This window comes from Tindallia texcoconensis (assembly GCF_055383815.1).
Map to the genome: position 1 here is coordinate 1,036,425 of NZ_AP042431.1, position 16,572 is coordinate 1,052,996.

The 16,572-nt window shown below is 42.4% G+C and carries 14 protein-coding genes; 2 read left to right on the forward strand and 12 right to left on the reverse strand.

Features of this window, described 5'->3' with window-relative positions; all coding sequences use genetic code 11:
* Positions 1-10 precede the first annotated feature (10 nt).
* The 3 genes from ACZ47N_RS04845 to ACZ47N_RS04855 form a co-directional block, all read right to left on the reverse strand.
* Complete coding sequence (locus ACZ47N_RS04845) at positions 11-928, reverse strand: DUF979 domain-containing protein (RefSeq protein ID WP_464888008.1); 918 nt, start codon at positions 926-928, stop codon at positions 11-13.
* 2 nt (positions 929-930) lie between these two features.
* A complete protein-coding gene (locus tag ACZ47N_RS04850; protein ID WP_464888009.1) occupies positions 931-1,617 on the reverse strand; it encodes a DUF969 domain-containing protein in 687 nt (228 codons plus the stop codon).
* Positions 1,618-1,761: 144 nt separating this feature from the next.
* Complete coding sequence (locus tag ACZ47N_RS04855; RefSeq protein ID WP_464888010.1) at positions 1,762-3,882, reverse strand: HD domain-containing phosphohydrolase; 2,121 nt, start codon at positions 3,880-3,882, stop codon at positions 1,762-1,764.
* Between the two features lie 195 nt (positions 3,883-4,077).
* On the opposite strand from ACZ47N_RS04855, the gene ACZ47N_RS04860 reads away from it, so the two are divergent.
* Positions 4,078-7,518 carry a PAS domain S-box protein gene (locus ACZ47N_RS04860; protein ID WP_464888011.1) on the forward strand — a complete coding sequence of 1,147 codons (3,441 nt, stop codon included), beginning with the start codon at positions 4,078-4,080 and terminating at the stop codon, positions 7,516-7,518.
* Here ACZ47N_RS04860 and ppk2 read toward each other — a convergent pair.
* Together ppk2 and ACZ47N_RS04870 are read right to left on the reverse strand one after the other, a co-directional pair.
* Complete coding sequence (gene ppk2 / locus ACZ47N_RS04865; protein ID WP_464888012.1) at positions 7,469-8,338, reverse strand: polyphosphate kinase 2; 870 nt, start codon at positions 8,336-8,338, stop codon at positions 7,469-7,471. The two genes, ACZ47N_RS04860 and ppk2, sit on opposite strands and share 50 nt — an antisense overlap.
* A 115-nt stretch (positions 8,339-8,453) precedes the next feature.
* Positions 8,454-9,482, reverse strand: a complete 1,029-nt coding sequence (locus tag ACZ47N_RS04870) for a homoserine dehydrogenase (RefSeq protein WP_464888013.1) — start codon at positions 9,480-9,482, stop codon at positions 8,454-8,456.
* Between the two features lie 157 nt (positions 9,483-9,639).
* On the opposite strand from ACZ47N_RS04870, the gene ACZ47N_RS04875 reads away from it, so the two are divergent.
* Positions 9,640-10,278 carry a hypothetical protein gene (locus tag ACZ47N_RS04875; protein WP_464888014.1) on the forward strand — a complete coding sequence of 213 codons (639 nt, stop codon included), beginning with the start codon at positions 9,640-9,642 and terminating at the stop codon, positions 10,276-10,278.
* Positions 10,279-10,385: 107 nt separating this feature from the next.
* Here the strand turns inward: ACZ47N_RS04875 and ACZ47N_RS04880 are convergent, their stop codons facing one another.
* The 7 genes from ACZ47N_RS04880 to prdA form a co-directional block, all read right to left on the reverse strand.
* Positions 10,386-11,264 (reverse strand): permease, encoded by an 879-nt coding sequence (locus ACZ47N_RS04880; protein WP_464888015.1) that lies wholly within the window; start codon positions 11,262-11,264, stop codon positions 10,386-10,388.
* A gap of 48 nt (positions 11,265-11,312) precedes the next feature.
* Positions 11,313-12,317 (reverse strand): proline racemase, encoded by a 1,005-nt coding sequence (locus ACZ47N_RS04885; RefSeq protein WP_464888016.1) that lies wholly within the window; start codon positions 12,315-12,317, stop codon positions 11,313-11,315.
* Positions 12,317-12,784 (reverse strand): glycine/sarcosine/betaine reductase component B subunit, encoded by a 468-nt coding sequence (locus ACZ47N_RS04890; protein ID WP_464888017.1) that lies wholly within the window; start codon positions 12,782-12,784, stop codon positions 12,317-12,319. The genes ACZ47N_RS04885 and ACZ47N_RS04890 overlap by 1 nt, the downstream gene beginning before the upstream one ends.
* A gap of 13 nt (positions 12,785-12,797) precedes the next feature.
* Positions 12,798-13,556 (reverse strand): proline reductase cluster protein PrdD, encoded by a 759-nt coding sequence (gene prdD / locus ACZ47N_RS04895; RefSeq protein WP_464888018.1) that lies wholly within the window; start codon positions 13,554-13,556, stop codon positions 12,798-12,800.
* A 69-nt stretch (positions 13,557-13,625) separates the two neighbouring features.
* Positions 13,626-14,354: a D-proline reductase (dithiol) protein PrdB gene (gene prdB, locus ACZ47N_RS04900; protein ID WP_464888019.1), complete on the reverse strand. Its 729-nt coding sequence runs from the start codon at positions 14,352-14,354 to the stop codon at positions 13,626-13,628.
* Positions 14,354-14,611 carry a CBO2463/CBO2479 domain-containing protein gene (locus ACZ47N_RS04905; protein WP_464888020.1) on the reverse strand — a complete coding sequence of 86 codons (258 nt, stop codon included), beginning with the start codon at positions 14,609-14,611 and terminating at the stop codon, positions 14,354-14,356. Before ACZ47N_RS04905 ends, prdB begins: the two co-directional genes overlap by 1 nt.
* Positions 14,612-14,639: 28 nt before the next feature.
* The gene (gene prdA, locus ACZ47N_RS04910) at positions 14,640-16,544 is read right to left on the reverse strand and encodes a D-proline reductase (dithiol) proprotein PrdA (RefSeq protein ID WP_464888021.1); all 1,905 of its coding nucleotides are present in this window, start codon (positions 16,542-16,544) and stop codon (positions 14,640-14,642) included.
* Positions 16,545-16,572 lie beyond the last annotated feature (28 nt).

Sequence of the window (16,572 nt, forward strand, 5' to 3'; positions counted from 1 at the left end):
TATCCTCCTCCTAAAATCCTAATGTATACATCAACACTATATGCGTAATAAGCATCGCAAAAGCCCAAGGAGCTTGTGCTATAATGACTCGATTGCTATTTTTGGTTTCCAAGAGGGCGGCTGGAACGATATTGAAATTTGCTGCCATCGGCGTCATTAAGGTTCCACAATAACCAGCTGTAAGGGCTAGAATACCAACTACCGTAGGATTCGCACCATGGGCATACACAAATGGCATGCCAATTCCTGTTGTAATAACTGCGAAAGCCGCAAAGGCATTTCCCATAATCATCGTAAAAATGGCCATTCCGAGACAATACGCCACTACACCAGCCAATAGATTTCCCTCAGGGATAACGCCGCCAATGCCTGAGGCAATCACCTGACCAACCCCTGCTTCATTGAATAACGCCCCCAAGGCTGCTAACAGTTGTGGCAGTATTGCAGCAGTACCAAGACTCAATAATAGTCTGCTTCCCTCAAAAGAAATATGATTCTTTTTAGATTTCGTCATTATCATGGCCATCACTGTGGAAATCAATGCGCCTAAGCCTAGTCCCACCAAAGCTCCTAAAACTGGCACAAACTGGCCTATCACAAAGGCAATCACTCCTATGGCTAAGGCTGGTATGAAAATCTTGTTCCCAATTTTTAAAGCACTGGCTTTTCTTTGATCTTCATCCGCAGTTTCCATTCCACCATTTGTAACTCTATTGATTCCTGCCAAAATTCCCATTGCTAGGATCAGTACCCCTATCACATATCCGGGCATGTAGGGTCCAAAAATGAATGTTATCCCGAAAATCCCCCAGAATACTGCCGTTTCCTTTGGATGAGGATGATCTTTATCTTTTAATGCACTGTAGGCACTGCTGATACCCACTAACCCAGCTAGAATATACATCACTTCCAATAAAGTACTTTGCATGGCTAGGCTCCTTCCTCTGTTTTCTTTTTTTCCAAGGTTCGGTTCAAAGACCTATCAAACATAATGCTTTGGACTATGGTATACATAAATGCAATCACCGCTACAGGAATAGCCGCTATGGCTACTTCCATGGGAATTACTTGAATTTCAAGGGCTGCAAAAGTTCCTACTACCAACAGGACGCCACCAGACGCTGGAAAAACATTCTGTCCAAAAAAGTTTCCGTAGTTTTCTCCTGCGGCGGATATTCCCTTGATCTTCTCATCTGCGTTTTCATTGACTGATTGGTAGTTCTTTCTTGCAGCTCCAATGGCCATGGGATATAACAATGGTCTAACAAACTGTACATGTCCTCCAAGCCTTAGCCCAAAAACAGATGCTAGTAATCTAAAAAAAGTATAAATAATGATCACTCTTCCTGTTGTTGCCGATTTCATGGATTGGATCAACATAATGGATCTTTCCTTCAATCCGTTTCTCTCTAAGATGCCGATAACTGGCAACGTTAGCAAGAAGATAGACATATACCTGTTGTTGACGAAGGTTTTTCCCAATATGTCCAAAATTGCAACGATCTCAATACCACCTACTAAACCTGTTGTAATTCCAGCTACCAGAACTACGGCTATTGGATTATATTTTTTATAAAATCCAATAAGAATAATAACAACACCAATTAAACGAAACATATCTTACCTCCTATCCATTTTTTGTATTATTATACAATGTTCACGTTTGAAAAAACGTTGTCCAGAAAACGTTTTTTGACTTTTTAGACTCTTAAGTGAACCTATGCAACACAAATTAAAATGAAAAGGCGGTACTAGAAGGTTTTATTCTGGCAAATTGATAAACAAAGCTACTAATGCTGGATCAAATTTGCTCCCAGCATTTTTCTGGAGCTCCTCCAAGGCTTCTGTTCTTGTCATGGCTGCCTGATAAGGCTGTGTATTCGTCATGACATCATAACTTTCCGCAATAGCAATGATACGGGATTCTATTGGGATTTCTTTTCCTTTCAAGTTTCTGGGATATCCAGATCCATCCCAGCGTTCATGATGACTTAAAATAATTTCGGCTATTTCCTTGTACCCACTGATGCTTTCAAGAATTCGGTATCCATTCTCTGGATGACGTTTGATTTCCATCCATTCTTTTTTGGTTAAGGAGGTGGGTTTATGAAGCAAGGTTTCATCAAAGGTTATTTTCCCCAAATCGTGGAGTTTTCCTGCCAACATAAGCCGATTCCTCTTTTCTTCAGAAAAGGCTAATTGTTTGGCCATTTTGCCGCACCACTCAGAAACCTTTTCTCCATGAGGAAGATAGGGTTTACTTGATGCAAAGAAGGTATCGATAATGGTTTGAACCGTGGTTTCCTTCATATTCTTGCTTTCTTGCAGTTTAACGGCATACATCGCTTCTTCGGCCTGTTGCATTACTTCCAAGATTGGCTCTTTAACCGTATATTTGGTTGCTACTCCAAAGGAAACCGAAACCTCTACTCGGCCTACTTTTTGTTGACTCAATTCACACTTAATCCCTTGCAACCGCTCTTCTACGTCTGCTCTCTCTGTTTCCGGCATCAACACCACAAATTCATCTCCACCCACTCGACAAATCACATGGGAAGTGTGGCACCCCTCTAACAAAACTGTGGCTACTCTTTTCAAAAGTTTATCTCCCTGTGCATGACCAAAGGCGTCGTTCACTAATTTCAGTCCATTTACATCCCCCATCATAACGCTTAAGGGGAGGTATCGTGGTGTATCCAATCGAAGTAGTTCTTCTTCATACAAACGTCGATTTCCAATACCAGTTAATTGATCCGTTACGCTAAGGTTTTCCATTTTATCTTGAAGCGTCTTAAGTTTACCAGCCATTATATTATATGAATTGGCTAGTTTTCCAATTTCATCCTTTGTTTTAACTTGAATGCGATGATTCAAATGGCCTTTTCCATATTCTTCTGCTCCTGCCAGTAGTTCTTCAATGCCTCGAAAACTATACCGAGTACCTAAGATCATTATGATATTTCCCATAGCCATCAAGCATAAGATCATCACTACCACATAGCCATACATGTTTACATAGGGGCCCATCACTTCTTCTTTGTCCATGGTCACCAGTACGCCCCACTGTTTGTCTGGTAGATGGATGGGATGATAACTGGCTAAGACTTGGTGACCTAAGGCGTGGTAAACCCACTGGTTCACATCCTCTCCCTGGTTAAGCTCCTCTTGCATTCCCATTTGCTGAATATGAAAGGCACACTCGCACTGGCCTAAAGGACTCAAACAACGGATATTCTCCGCCTCCAAAGAGAGTAGGGTCACATTCCCAGTATTCCCCAAGCCTGTTGTATCTCCCAAAATAGAGATCATTCGATCTAAAGCCATCTCTACACGCAACACTCCAATCACAGCCGGCGGCATCCCCTCTATCTCTCCTGTATGAAAAAGTGGCATGGCTAAATGGTAATAAGGCCGTTGCTTGGCATCGAGTTGTATGTCGCTAAAATAATAACCTTCTTTCCCATGGATAAACCACTCATTGCCTTTGATTGGAGGATCCGTAGGGTTGTTTGCTTCTGTAGAAGCCACCACCTGTCCAATGAGATTGGCTATTTCTACGCTTCGAATGGCTTCTACAGAATGAGCCGCATCCACCACGATTTCTCTCATTTTAGCGCTTTCGGCTTCTTGTGTCTCCATTTCTTTTTCATACATCCGCAAACTATCTCTCATCTGTGTTCGTGAAGCAATCAGACTAACCCGCTCAAAATCCTGTTCCACTAAGTTGAAAATTTGAGTGGCTTTGGAGGCTGCTAAGGAAGAAAGACGCAGGGTAGTCTGCCGTTCTACAATGCTGGATCCCATCCATTGCATCATAAAACTCACCAGTCCAAGAATGGCGATCATGGTCAGTGTATACAACAGAAGGATTCTTCTTCTCATGTTGATTAACTCCTTTTCAGAGCTTCATGAGGATTTTGGGAGGTAGTTGATTGCAGGATTTGTTTTAGGTTTCTTTCTTATATGTATACACCTATGACTTTTTCTCAAACCTGAAATTCCTGTGAATCAATTGAATTTCTAAGGGTATAATCTGGTTGAATCCCCTTGTTTCTTCTCCATGAAAGGAGCTTGTTCATGTCTAAACCTACAAAAATATATCAATATCTTGTTGCTTTTTATTTGCTGGTCGGAGTTGGCATCCTATCTGTTGCCTATGTTTACCTCCCAGGCTTTTTACAAGATCCTAATAATGGGTTCTTTTGGTCAAATCTTGTTTTTGCTGGGCTTACGGCTCTTATTTTAGTGGCTTTAGGCTTCCATTACCACGCTTGGTTCCTTCTGATTCGGCGTCAGGATGGCTTGGTTCTTTTTTGTGGCCTTGGTTTTATGTATTGGCATGGTGTTTTTTCCTTTGTCCTTGCTTCTGTTCCTCCGGAACAAATAGTACCCCTTGCGGTGGGAGCCAATGGCCTTCTAAGGGTGCTGGCTATATGCCTGGTTTTATTTGCCCTAATGCGGTGGATCTACCACCTGCAAAGCAAATACTCGGAGCTTCGGGTAGTTCGTCAGCGTTTTTCCGATGTGGCGGATGCAGCCGGCGAATACATATGGGAGATAGATCCCCAAGGCCATTACACCATGATTACCTCTCCGGCAGAGGCTTTGTTAGGAAAAAAAATCCAAGACATTCTAGGCACAACCCCTTTTGATTATATGCCTGAAGAGGAAGCAAAACGGGTATCCGGCCTGTTGGAGCAATGGGCTTCCCAATATGAATCCTGGACTGGTCTAGAGCATCAAACACTGGGGCCTGATGGTAAAATCCTATGGCAGCGTGTTAGTGGATTACCCATTTTGGACGAAGCCGGAACTCTCCAAGGCTTTCGAGGCACAGGGCTGGATATCACCTTGGAAAAAGAAGCCGAATTGTCTCAAGAAAAATTAACAGAGCGTCTTCAATTAGCCATTGAAGCAGCAGATGCCGGCATATGGGAATATTGGGTGAAGGATGGGTATTTAGAATGGGATAAAGGGATGTTCACGCTTTATGAAGTAGATCCAGCCACCTTTAGCCATGACTTGGAACAATGGACAAATGTCATAGTCCCAGAAGACAGAGCCACAGCTCTCTTAAGCTTTGAGAAAAGCATAAAGGATGGAAGCTCTTTTCAGACGGAGTTTTCTATTCTTCGAAAAAATGGAGAAAGACGAAGTATTCGAGCCCAATCCAAGATCCTTCGGGATCAACATGGTGAGATCCACCGCATTGTAGGCATCAACGAAGATATTACAGATCGTAAAAAAACAGAAGAAGCTCTTAGCATCAGCGAAGTTCGTTTTCGTAGTCTTTTTGAGTTGTCACCGGTGGGCATGGCTATGAATGATTTTCATACAGGGGATTTTATTGCCTTTAACCAAGGATTACTAGATTCCACAGGGTATACTGAAGAGGAATTTCGCCATCTTAGCTATTGGCAATTAACGCCTGAGGACTATGCCGAAAAAGAAAAAGAACAGTTGGAGAAAATGAAAAAAACTGGTCAGTATGGCCCCTATGAAAAAGAATATATTCGAAAAGATGGTAGTCGGTATCCGGTTCTGCTTCATGGATTTAAACAGACAGATCCAGCGGGACGCCAGGTAATTTGGTCTATTATTCAAGATATCTCCCAACAAAAAAGTGCTGAAATCCAATTGACAAAAGCCAAAGAATTAGCAGAAGCCGCCAATCAAGCGAAAAGCGGTTTTTTAGCCAATATGAGCCATGAAATCAGAACGCCTATGAATGGTATCATTGGATTTAGTCATCTAGCGCATCAACACAATAAAGATCCAGAAGTTGAACGCTACCTCCAAAAAATTCAGAAATCTTCACGTAGCCTTCTTTCTATTATTAACGATATTCTGGATTACTCCCGCATTGAAGCAGGTAAATTAACCATCGAACCTCGTGATTTGGATCTGCACAGACATTTACAGGATGCTGTGGAGCTTTTTGATCTGCAAGCATCGGAAAAAGGACTTCTTTTACAATTAGAACTCGATGAATCTCTTCCAGCATACGTTTCTACAGATCCCTTACGACTTACTCAGATTCTGACGAATCTTCTGGGAAATGCAGTGAAGTTTACGGAAAAAGGCCATGTTCTTCTGAAGGCATCCTTAAAAAGCCTTAGACAAGACCAGGCTGTGCTCCTTTTTACAGTACAGGATACAGGCAAAGGTATTCCGAAGGATAAACAGCATCTTCTTTTTGAGTCTTTTTCTCAACTAGATAACTCAATCACCCGCCAATATGGTGGCACTGGCCTTGGCCTTAGCATCACTAAGGGGCTTTTAGATAGAATGAACGGAAGTATTTGGTTGGAAAGCCAGGAGAACAAAGGATCTTCCTTCTATTTCACCCTTCCGGTAGTCCTGATTCATGCAGCCCCCAAAACCATCGCAAATCCTCCTGAAGAGATTCAGCAGCAAAAGGACTCCAATGACTTGCTTATATGTCCACAGCCACCCCAGACCCCATTCCATGTGTTGCTGGCGGAAGACCATGCTGCTAATCGAGAAATCGCCGCAGAGTTGTTAAAACAAGCAGATATTCGTGTTACCTATGCTTCGGATGGAGAAGAAGTGGTTGAATTATTCAAAAAACAATCCTTTCACGCTATTTTAATGGATGTACAAATGCCAAAATTAGATGGTTTAGCAGCTACTCGAGCCATACGGAAACTCGAAAATCCTTTGGATGCTCCAATACCCATTATCGCCATGACGGCCCACGCCATGAGAGGTGATCGAGAAAACGTGTTAGCAGCAGGGTTGAACGATTACATCGCCAAGCCCTTCGACCCAGACGAGTTTATTGGCACCGTATCTAGATGGCTTTGTCCTATGCCTTCTATAGAAAACAAAAATGAAATTTCTGATGGGATATCGACACGTATGAGTAGGGAAACAGATTTTTTCCCAAGCCAAATGCCAGGTCTTAACCTGGCAGAAGGTCTTTCTCGTATGGGCGGAAATCAGTCTGCTTATATGAGACTACTTCAGCGGTTTTCATCCGAAGCCCTGACATTATTAGATGCATTAACGCCTGCCACTCTTCATCAGCTGAAAGGATATGCCGGTAACCTAGGGGCTTATGAAGTAATGGAGCTATGCGGATCCCTTGAACCATCCATAGCCCTCGGTGACGTTCCAGAAAAGCAGATCAGAGAAATCCGACAAGCTCTTGCAAAAGTGGAAGAATCCATTGACCTGCTCGCTTCTTCTCCTAAGGCAGCTCCTTCCACGAAAGAACCTCCCTTCTTTAAAAACCGAGAATGCCTTGAATCCCAACTATCTAACATTTCTCGGATGTTAAAAGCCAGTGAGTATGTGGATCTGGAAATAATGGTTGCCCTTGAAGAGGCATTGCCTAAAGACGAATCTTTTTCCCGTATTTTCAACACCCTTAAAAGTTCTCTAGAATCTTTTGACTATGCTACGGCACTGGAACAAATTCAGCAATTAGAAAAATCCTTGTCTCTTACTCCACCGGCCCCCCATAGTAATCTGGAACAAAAGTCTGATCTGTAATAGGAGGGCGGACATAGGCTAAATCGTCTTGCCGAGGCGGTAAGTCAATGGGTTCTGGCGTTAGATCCTCATAGGGGATTTGATCTAGCAGGTGATGAATACAGTTAAGTCTGGCATGACGCTTAATGTCTGCATCTACCACATACCAAGGAGCCTGTTTAATATCTGTATGGGCAAACATCTCGTCCTTAGCCTTAGAATACTCCATCCATCGTTTTCGAGATTCCAGATCCATAGGACTTAATTTCCATCTTTTTGTCGGATCTTCTATCCGGGCCTGAAAACGCCTCTCCTGTTCTTCATCCGACACAGAAAACCAATATTTGATAAGAATGATCCCCGAACGAACCAACATTCGCTCAAATTCCGGACAAGACCTTAGAAACTCTCGATGCTCTTCATCCGTACAAAATCCCATAACCTTTTCTACGCCGGCTCGGTTATACCAACTCCGATCAAAAAGAACCATTTCGCCAGCAGCCGGCAAGCGGCTTACATACCGTTGAAAATACCACTGGGTTTTTTCTCGTTCTGTTGGCGTTCCCAACGCTTCCACCCGACATATCCTAGGATTAAGGCTTTCGGTAATGCGTTTGATGACACCGCCTTTTCCGGCGGCATCTCGTCCTTCAAATAGGACGACTACTTTCAGTCCTTCCCGCTTAATCCATTTTTGAAGCTTGACCAATTCTTCCTGTAATCGTCTTAACTCTTTTTCGTAAGGTTTTCGTCTTAGTTTCTTTTGTTTTTCTCCATCAATCTTTACAATTTGATAGTCTTTCTTTTGTTTTTGAGGGGCTTTTTTCTTCGGATGACTCATCTGCATTTCTCCTCTCCTAACAAGAATTGATTGGATTCTTCTCCTCTGTTTTTTCTAGTATACCCTTCCCTTCCTTGTTTTACCCTAGGAGATTAGGATTCAGGATGCTTTTCTTCTATTGGCCATATCCTCGATGCAAATTCACTAAATCTCTCAATACAGAGGCTGCCGCTGGCACCAATCCAGATGCACCGCCCATGATGGTTAGCTCACCCAAGGTATCTGTCCTATAAGAAATTCCTTTGTTTTTTCCGTCCACTCCGTAAAGAGGGTGATCTGGCAACAGCACCTCTGGCTTCACGGTTAAGACAGTGGCTTTGGCTGTCTTTTCAGCTCTTCCCACTAATTTCATTTTCCCACCTCTCCTGGAAACGTGTTGAATTTCTTCTGGTCTTACTCCCGTAATTCCCTCCACCTCTATGTCCCTTAAATCTTTGTCTTCTTTCATTAATACCTTGGAGAGAATAAGGAGCTTGGCGGCTGTATCCCATCCTTCCACGTCCAACGTAGGGTCTGCCTCAGCAATCCCTGCTGCTTGGGCTTTTTCAAGGGCCTCTTGATACACGCATCCAGATGTTTTCATTTCTTCCAGTATGAAATTAGTGGTTCCGTTTAGTACCCCTTCAATAGCATTGATTTCCGCTCCAGCCAAATCTATGAGGCCACCATTTATTGAAGGCAAGGCTCCTCCAGTGGTACATCCTATCCACAACTGTACTTGATGGACTTCTGCTATTTTCTTTAACTGGTGATAGGCCTTCATAATCGGCCCTTTATTGGCCGTTATGACATGTATCCCTTTGGCTAGTGCCTTTGTGATATGGGTCAGTCCAGGCTCTCCGGTTTCTTTGTTGGTTGGTGTCAATTCTATTAACACCTCTAAATCCTTGATTTTTAATACTTCGTCCAATCCAAGATGTGGATTTCCACCCTTGGAATACGCTTTTAAAGGAAGCTGATGCTGGTTATGGGTGATAAGAGAAGGAAGATGGATCCCGTCAGGATCCCATATACCACCTTGACTATCCAAATGAGCACAAATCTTTACATGTAGGCCTTCCATCCCCAAAGCTTCTTTTTTCTTTTCCAGTAATTCTATGAGAGTTTTTCCAATTCCACCATTCCCAATCACTGCTATGTTCATTTTATGCCCTCCTCGCAATTTTACTATTGAATTATTCCTCTTCTTTGCATACAATAAGGATGGATCTGTGGGTACCAGAATACTCCTGTATGAAGATCAATCCCTCATAGGGCTGTATTAATGGTCCTTCCGATCAAATCTGAATCACAAAAGGGGTGTGACCTCCATTATACCAATTTTTAAGGCCATGGGGTTTTTGGATGTTTTTTTACTTTTAATTTCTATTTTGCTTGTTTACTGGCTTATCCAGGAACTAAGTCGCCATCATTGGGCTGGCCAGTTGCTTAAAAAACCCTCCACGCAACAACAAAATATTTCTTTTTATCTCTGGTTGTTATTGCTATTCTTCTGGATCTATTATGCTGGAGAGTTTATTCGATCCCTTGCTTCGACGCTTGCGGATTCATCACCAGCTACTCCAGATGAAGTTTCAAGGCTGGTAACCCGTGGTATTACCAGTGCTTTCTGGATTCTTTTCAGTTGGCTTAACAGCTTACGTGCCAAAGGACAACCTGAAATTCGTGAAAAAGGTTTTTTTGTCTCAGAGGGTTTTGTGCCATGGGAAAACTTGCGTTGGACTCAGTGGAATGACCAAGGCCACTTAACACTGGTCTATCGTCCGACATTGCCAACCCCTTTTTCCAAAGAAGTGCGACGACTTTGGAAAATTCAGCCTGATGAAATTGAAGACCTTCAACATCTGCTCGAAGCCTATGCCCCGGAAGGGGTAGGACAAGTATTAATCGACGAAAAAGGAAAGCCCTTGCATTCGACAAAGCAAAAAAAGAAAAAATAAGCGTATGGACACTATGTCCATACGCTTTTTTGCTGGCTTTACTTTTTGATTTAACCAAGAGTTTATCCTTCTACCTAAGGATTACTCCCTTTATTCTAAAGAAATACTTATTTCTCTGTTGCCACTTCGCCGGCTTCCTTGTTCATCATTCCCGCTCGCAACATGGTAGTCGCCGTGTAAAGGATAATTGCAATTACTAACCAGGTTAGTACATTAATAGGAAGCGATGTTACCAAGTACGCAGCAATAAATACGGCTGGAATTCCACCTAAGGTTAAACCAAGGGCTGCTTTTCCATCAAAGGCTTTGTTCTTAATAAATTTGGCGCTTCCTACTGGCATTAAGTATGCGCAGGATCCCATCATGATTGGAAATGCAACTAATGGACTCATTCCAAGTGTGTAGACCAATGCCATGCAAGGTGCATAAAGACCAATTCCAAGAGTCATTAAAGCTCCTAAGAAAAAGTTAACTACCACACCAATGATAAGAGGCAATCCTGAAAGGCCCATGGCTTCTCCGCCACCAGGCATAATGCCTACTTGTCCAGCAAACATAAAGGCTGCTGTTACAAATAATGCAAAACCCATTCCTAATTGAACTTTTTTCTCTGGTAGACCAGATACGATATCCGCACCAAAGAATGCGCCTGCCGCTGCAGCTAAAAGCATTGGTACCAATGTCATTGGCTCAACTTCTACACGCTGAATAAAGATAAAAGACATTACTACTACTGGTAAGGTGTGACCTACATTCAAAGATCCTGGAATCACACGGTCTGGAGCCAATTTAGCACCTTTTAACCAGGCTGTGGTTGGTGCAAAAGATCCAATTCCCAAAGTGTCGAAAAAGTTAGTAACAAAACCAACTGCTATACGATGAAGATCTGGCATGCCAGATGGATCTTCTTTATACCCTTTAACCCACAGTACGACAAACCCTAATGTCATAACTCCCAAAACACCTAATACAACATTTGCTAACATATGTTTCCCTCCTTAGTATATACATTCATGAATAACGATCGTTTTTATTTAAAGGGCAAATCCATGCTTTAATGGATCATCTGGATCGATGACAAAATGATTGAATCCAGTGATATAAGCGCTTCCAGTAATTTCTGGAACAATAGCATTAAATTCCCCTACTTTGGTGGTCTCCAATATTCTTCCTTTAAACATGGTTCCTGTAATACTTTCATACACAAATTTTTCGTCAATTCCTAATTGTCCTTTGGCATGAAGTGTTGCCAGTTTGGCGCAGGTGCCAGTTCCGCATGGAGACCTGTCTAATTGACCTTGTCCAAAGACAACCACATTCTTATAGTCGGCATCTTTATGAGTCGGTTCGTCATAAATTTCCACCAGGTCTACGGTCTTAATATGTTTTTGCTCTGGATGTTGCATTTCCACTGTATTGTTTACGATATCTCTAATTTGAAGGCCTAGTTTTAGAAGCTTATCTGCCTGTTTTACTTCTACTTTAACGCCTAATTCTTTTGCATTGATGATGGCAAAAAAGCTGCCTCCAAAGGAAATATCTAATTTAACATCGCCAATTTCCGGAACATTTACTACTACATCTTCTTTATACAGGAAAGAAGGAACATTTACAATAGAAACTTCTTTCACTTTTCCATCTTCTACGGTTACCTGTGCTTTAATTAAACCAGCAGGCGATTCCATGGTAATATTGGTATATGGCTCTTCTACCTTTACCATTCCGGATTCTACTGCTACGGTGGCCGCACCGATGGATCCATGGCCGCACATATTCAAATAGCCGCCACCATCCATAAAGATAATTCCAAAATCAGCTTCTTCTACCGTGGATGCGGTAATGATAGAACCAAACATATCGTTGTGGCCTCTTGGTTCATGCATTAAAGAAGTTCTCATATAATCCATGTTGTCTTCCAGATAAGCTTTCTTATCCGCCATGCTAGCTCCTGGAATTTGAGGTATGCCGCCTATGACAATCCGGGTTGGCTCTCCCATGGTGTGTGAATCGATTGTGTGTATCCCTTGTGCGAATTTCATTATTTTGCCTCCCTCATTTTTAGTTTCAGAAACGCTAATGCTTTTTTAGCATCCAAGGTAGTCATATTATTTTCCCCTACGGTTTCTGTTTCAATACCAGCTTCTGATTTATTAATATCAACAATTGCATCCATATATTGGTTTTTTACCACAAAGTTTGCCTGTGTTCCAATAAAACTAAGGCCAGTAACAGGAATGCCACGTTTTCCAATTTCTTCTATGGTATTGGCATAGTCTACATGACTATTTCCCCAGCCGTCCACGGATACAATGGCTCCATCTACTCGCATCGCTTCTAACCATGCGGCGGTTCTTTTTCCAACAAAATACTTTTCTTCGTTGCTTTGTGGTGTCCCCACAATGATAATGCCTGTTAAATCCACATCATCATCGGCTGAAACAATATCCAACAACGGGTCTCGAAAATGGTGCAACGTTGTTTCTTTAGTGGATGGTCCTACTCCCATATGATCACCTACTTTACGTCATAGCTCGAAGGGCACCATCCCGGTACTCGTTGGGAGATAAAATAATGGGAACGTTTGCCAGATCAATGATGGATCGGCCTCCCGCCACACCGGATGGCTCCTTTGCCAATAACTGATTATCATACATGGCACCTTGTCCTGCTACTTGCTTGACAATTGCCACTTTTTTCTTTCCTGGTTTATTCCGATCATAGAATTCATGCTTTTCCGTATAGGATCGGCTCTCTTTTTTCTTTAATTTTTCCCGAATCTCCTGAACAAATTCATCGCAGCATCGGTGGGCTTCCAAAATTGCAGCTCGGTTGGTTCCCTGTTTTTCCTTCAAGGTCACATCAAAGGATATAATATAATCTTTATCCGATGGTGTTCCTGCTCGGTTAAGCTGAAGTTTCTCTTTAAGGATACCTTCAGAGGAGCCAAATTCCGCCACCTGATTGCCTGCTTCATCTATGCCAGTCAGCATGACATAAACCCCTGTCATGGTATGGGTTGTCCCTTCACCCAAACTTCCTAGGACTTTTGTAGAAATAGGTATGATGTCCATTATACTATTGGTCCAACCATGATGGTTTCCTGGCTCAATAATATTTATATTTATACGTTGGATAAGTTCATTGGTTGATAATTTTTTATCAAATTCAGGTACAGAAAACCTTAGGGTCGAATCCTCGATTTTTGTCTGATGACCCTTTTCAACCTTTTTTATATGGAATGTTTTAATGACCAGTCTTCTGTATGTTTTTTCCTTCATCTTTTATCACCTTATTCGTTGGAAGTGATCCCAGTTGGCCAAAGGCCAACTGGGTCTTCTTTCTGATGATTATACTTTTGCGATATATTCGTAAGGCAGTGGCACAATTTTTCCTGTGCTTGGTATTTCAATTAATTGATTCAAGGTGTCAATGCAGATGTTTCGTTGCATTTCTTTATCGTTTGGTGCCCCAGCATTGGCCCCCATAGGTACCAGTGGTGCAACGGCTCTTGGTGTTCCATTTTGTCTAACAACTGGTGGTAACGCTGCAATAATAATGGTAGGAATCCCCGATTCCTCTATCGCTCGCTGTACAATAACAGCGGAACGGTGGCAGGTACCTCAGCCAGCAGTTAGAAGAACTGCGTCTGCGCCTTCTTCATTAAGCTGTCGAGCAATTTCTGGACCAGTTTCTTCCCTGAATTTAGTCTGGTCGCCTCCACCACCCATGAAACCATAGTTGACGGAAGAAATTTCCTTAATAAATCCTTCTTCAGCCAGTTCTCGAATACGGTCGATCGGGAACATGCAGTTAATATCCTTGTTCACGTCTGCATTATCGTATCCACCATGAGAAACCATCATGTCTTCCACTGGAGCATCTCCTGGCACCACGCGGAAAGAAAAATCTCCTGCAAGATTAAACCTCTTGTCGGACTGCAAGTGTACACCTGCCGCAGTTACAAGAGCCACTTTCATGTCTTTCAGCTCTTTAGTTACTGGTGTCCAGACTGGAGGAGGTGTGATCGGTACAAATATTTCTGACTGTAGATTGTTGACGATAGTCATATCAGCCATTATTCTGCCTCCTTTTTTTGTTGATTTCTTTTATCAATATTACTTACATAACTTTCGTTTACTTCTTCACTTAAGACTTCCACAAAGCTCATGTTCAAGCCTACTTCTTGCCCTACTTGTAGGGGATGATCGTTGATAATCATCCGCATAGGCACCTTCAAATACCCAAGCCTTCCCTTCAGATCCATGGAAACGGCGCCATCTTTTAGCTCTACGATGATGCCTTCAATATAAATGATCTTATCGCCATACTTCATTTTTTCACCTTCAATCTGCATGGGCTCTTTAGGCTTCTGGCTCGTAGATTTCCAATCTCTTTTTACTCTTTGGAAGAATTTGCTCGTTTGGCACTAAATCCATTTCTACGCCAATTTGTTGCTCTATCATGTCGATATTGTTTTCTTTTACTGTTGGATTAAACTTTCTTTCTGGTTCTTTAATTTCTTCTCCAGCCATGACTGCTTTCAACATCAATGTTGCTCGAATAGCATCTTCTTCGCAAAGCGTGTTGTTAGCTAGGATTTCGTTTTCAATGCCTTGGTCTGATTTATTGTGGTCGATCATGTATTTCATGTATTCGTTTCCTACTACCAAAGCTCCTTGCTGTGCGCAGAAGGACATTCCCACAACAGAAATTTCTCTTGATCCTACTTGCTCGTGGTGAGTAGCAAAATCGATATGGTTGTTTCCAAATCCTTCGGTGGTAATGAAGGCTCCATCCAGATCCATGGCTTCTACTAGCATTCCTAATCTGTCGGATACGTAGAACTTTTCAGAGTTAGCCTGAGGCGACCCAACAAATACAACCCCTGCTAAATCTAATTCTTCGTCTTTCATCACATGCTCTACCAATGGCTCTCTCCAGTAATGACGAGAGTTTTCTTTGGAAGCTGGACCGATGCAAGTCAGGGCATGAATTCCTCCGTCTAATACTTCCAATGGTGATAATACTACTGGTACGTTGCCTAAGTCAACATTTGGCTTTCCACCAACGATTCCTACTGGCTCTACAGGAAGAATCAAGTTGTCGTGCATTGCTCCCTGACCCATGATTTCCTTGATGATTAAGACTTTTTTCTTACCAGGTCTTCTGTACTGAACAAATTCTTCTTGTTCTACAGCCAGGTTTTCATCAAGTTTTTTCATAGCTTCACGGATTTCTTGAACAATGAAGTCATTGGCTTTATGAGCGGCTAATGGCCCTGGTCGTTCCATGTTCATTTTTTCTTTAATAACAATTTCTGTTTTAATCAGGATATCGCCCTTATCTGGTGCTCCTGGACGTCCCCACATGATGTTCTTTTCTAACTCACCTTCTGAAGAACCAAACTCACCAATCTGTACCCCTTTTTCATCTGTTCCAGTAACAATCATTACCACGCCGTCTAGTACTCGAGTAGCTCCAAGTCCTAACTTGCAATCTTGCTCTTTGGTTGCAATAGGCTGAACATCCATGATGGTTTCAGAATATTGGTTGTAGTTTTCTTCTGTAATAATATCCACTTTAATAGAGGTTACGATGTCGCTTACCTTTACCGCATCGTCACAAATATTATTTCGAAGGTACAAGGTAGTGCCATCGATTTTTGTTTCTTCTGCCATTTCTACTTTATCAATCTTGAAATGCTTTTTCACCAAAGAACGCATTTGTTTTGGTTCTTGGGCTGCTTCTACCACTCCAGCTCCTGCTTCAACGGCTTCTGAAGGTGCGCTTGCAGCAACAGGTGCTGCTGGTGCCGCAGCTACGCCACCTGCTAGGCCAATCGGAAACTCTAAATCGATGTTTTTTCCTTCTCCGATGTGAATTTTCACAACGCCACCTGCATTTTGAACCACTGGTTGTTGCACTCCTTGGCTTACGGGTGCCACTGCTGGCTGAGCCGCTGGAGCTGCTTCTTCTTTAGCTGGCGCTTCAACTTTTTCTTCAGACTCCATTGCCTGAATGCCTTCCACCATATCTGGTGTTAAGGGAGTCAGTGAGTCAACGGTTTTGATTACTTTAGCCCCTAATACTTCTCCAATTTTCAGGCAGTTTTCCGGTACGGTTAACAAACCTGAATCTTCCAAATCCGGAAAAATTGCCGGATCTTCAAGGTTGCTTGCTTCCAGAACGGTTCCTTCTTGCGTTCTGCAACAAACAACTGCAACTTTGTTCATGTTCTTCTTAGCAGCTTCTGCTGAGATTGCCATGCGAATCGCCTCCTATTCCTTTTTATGT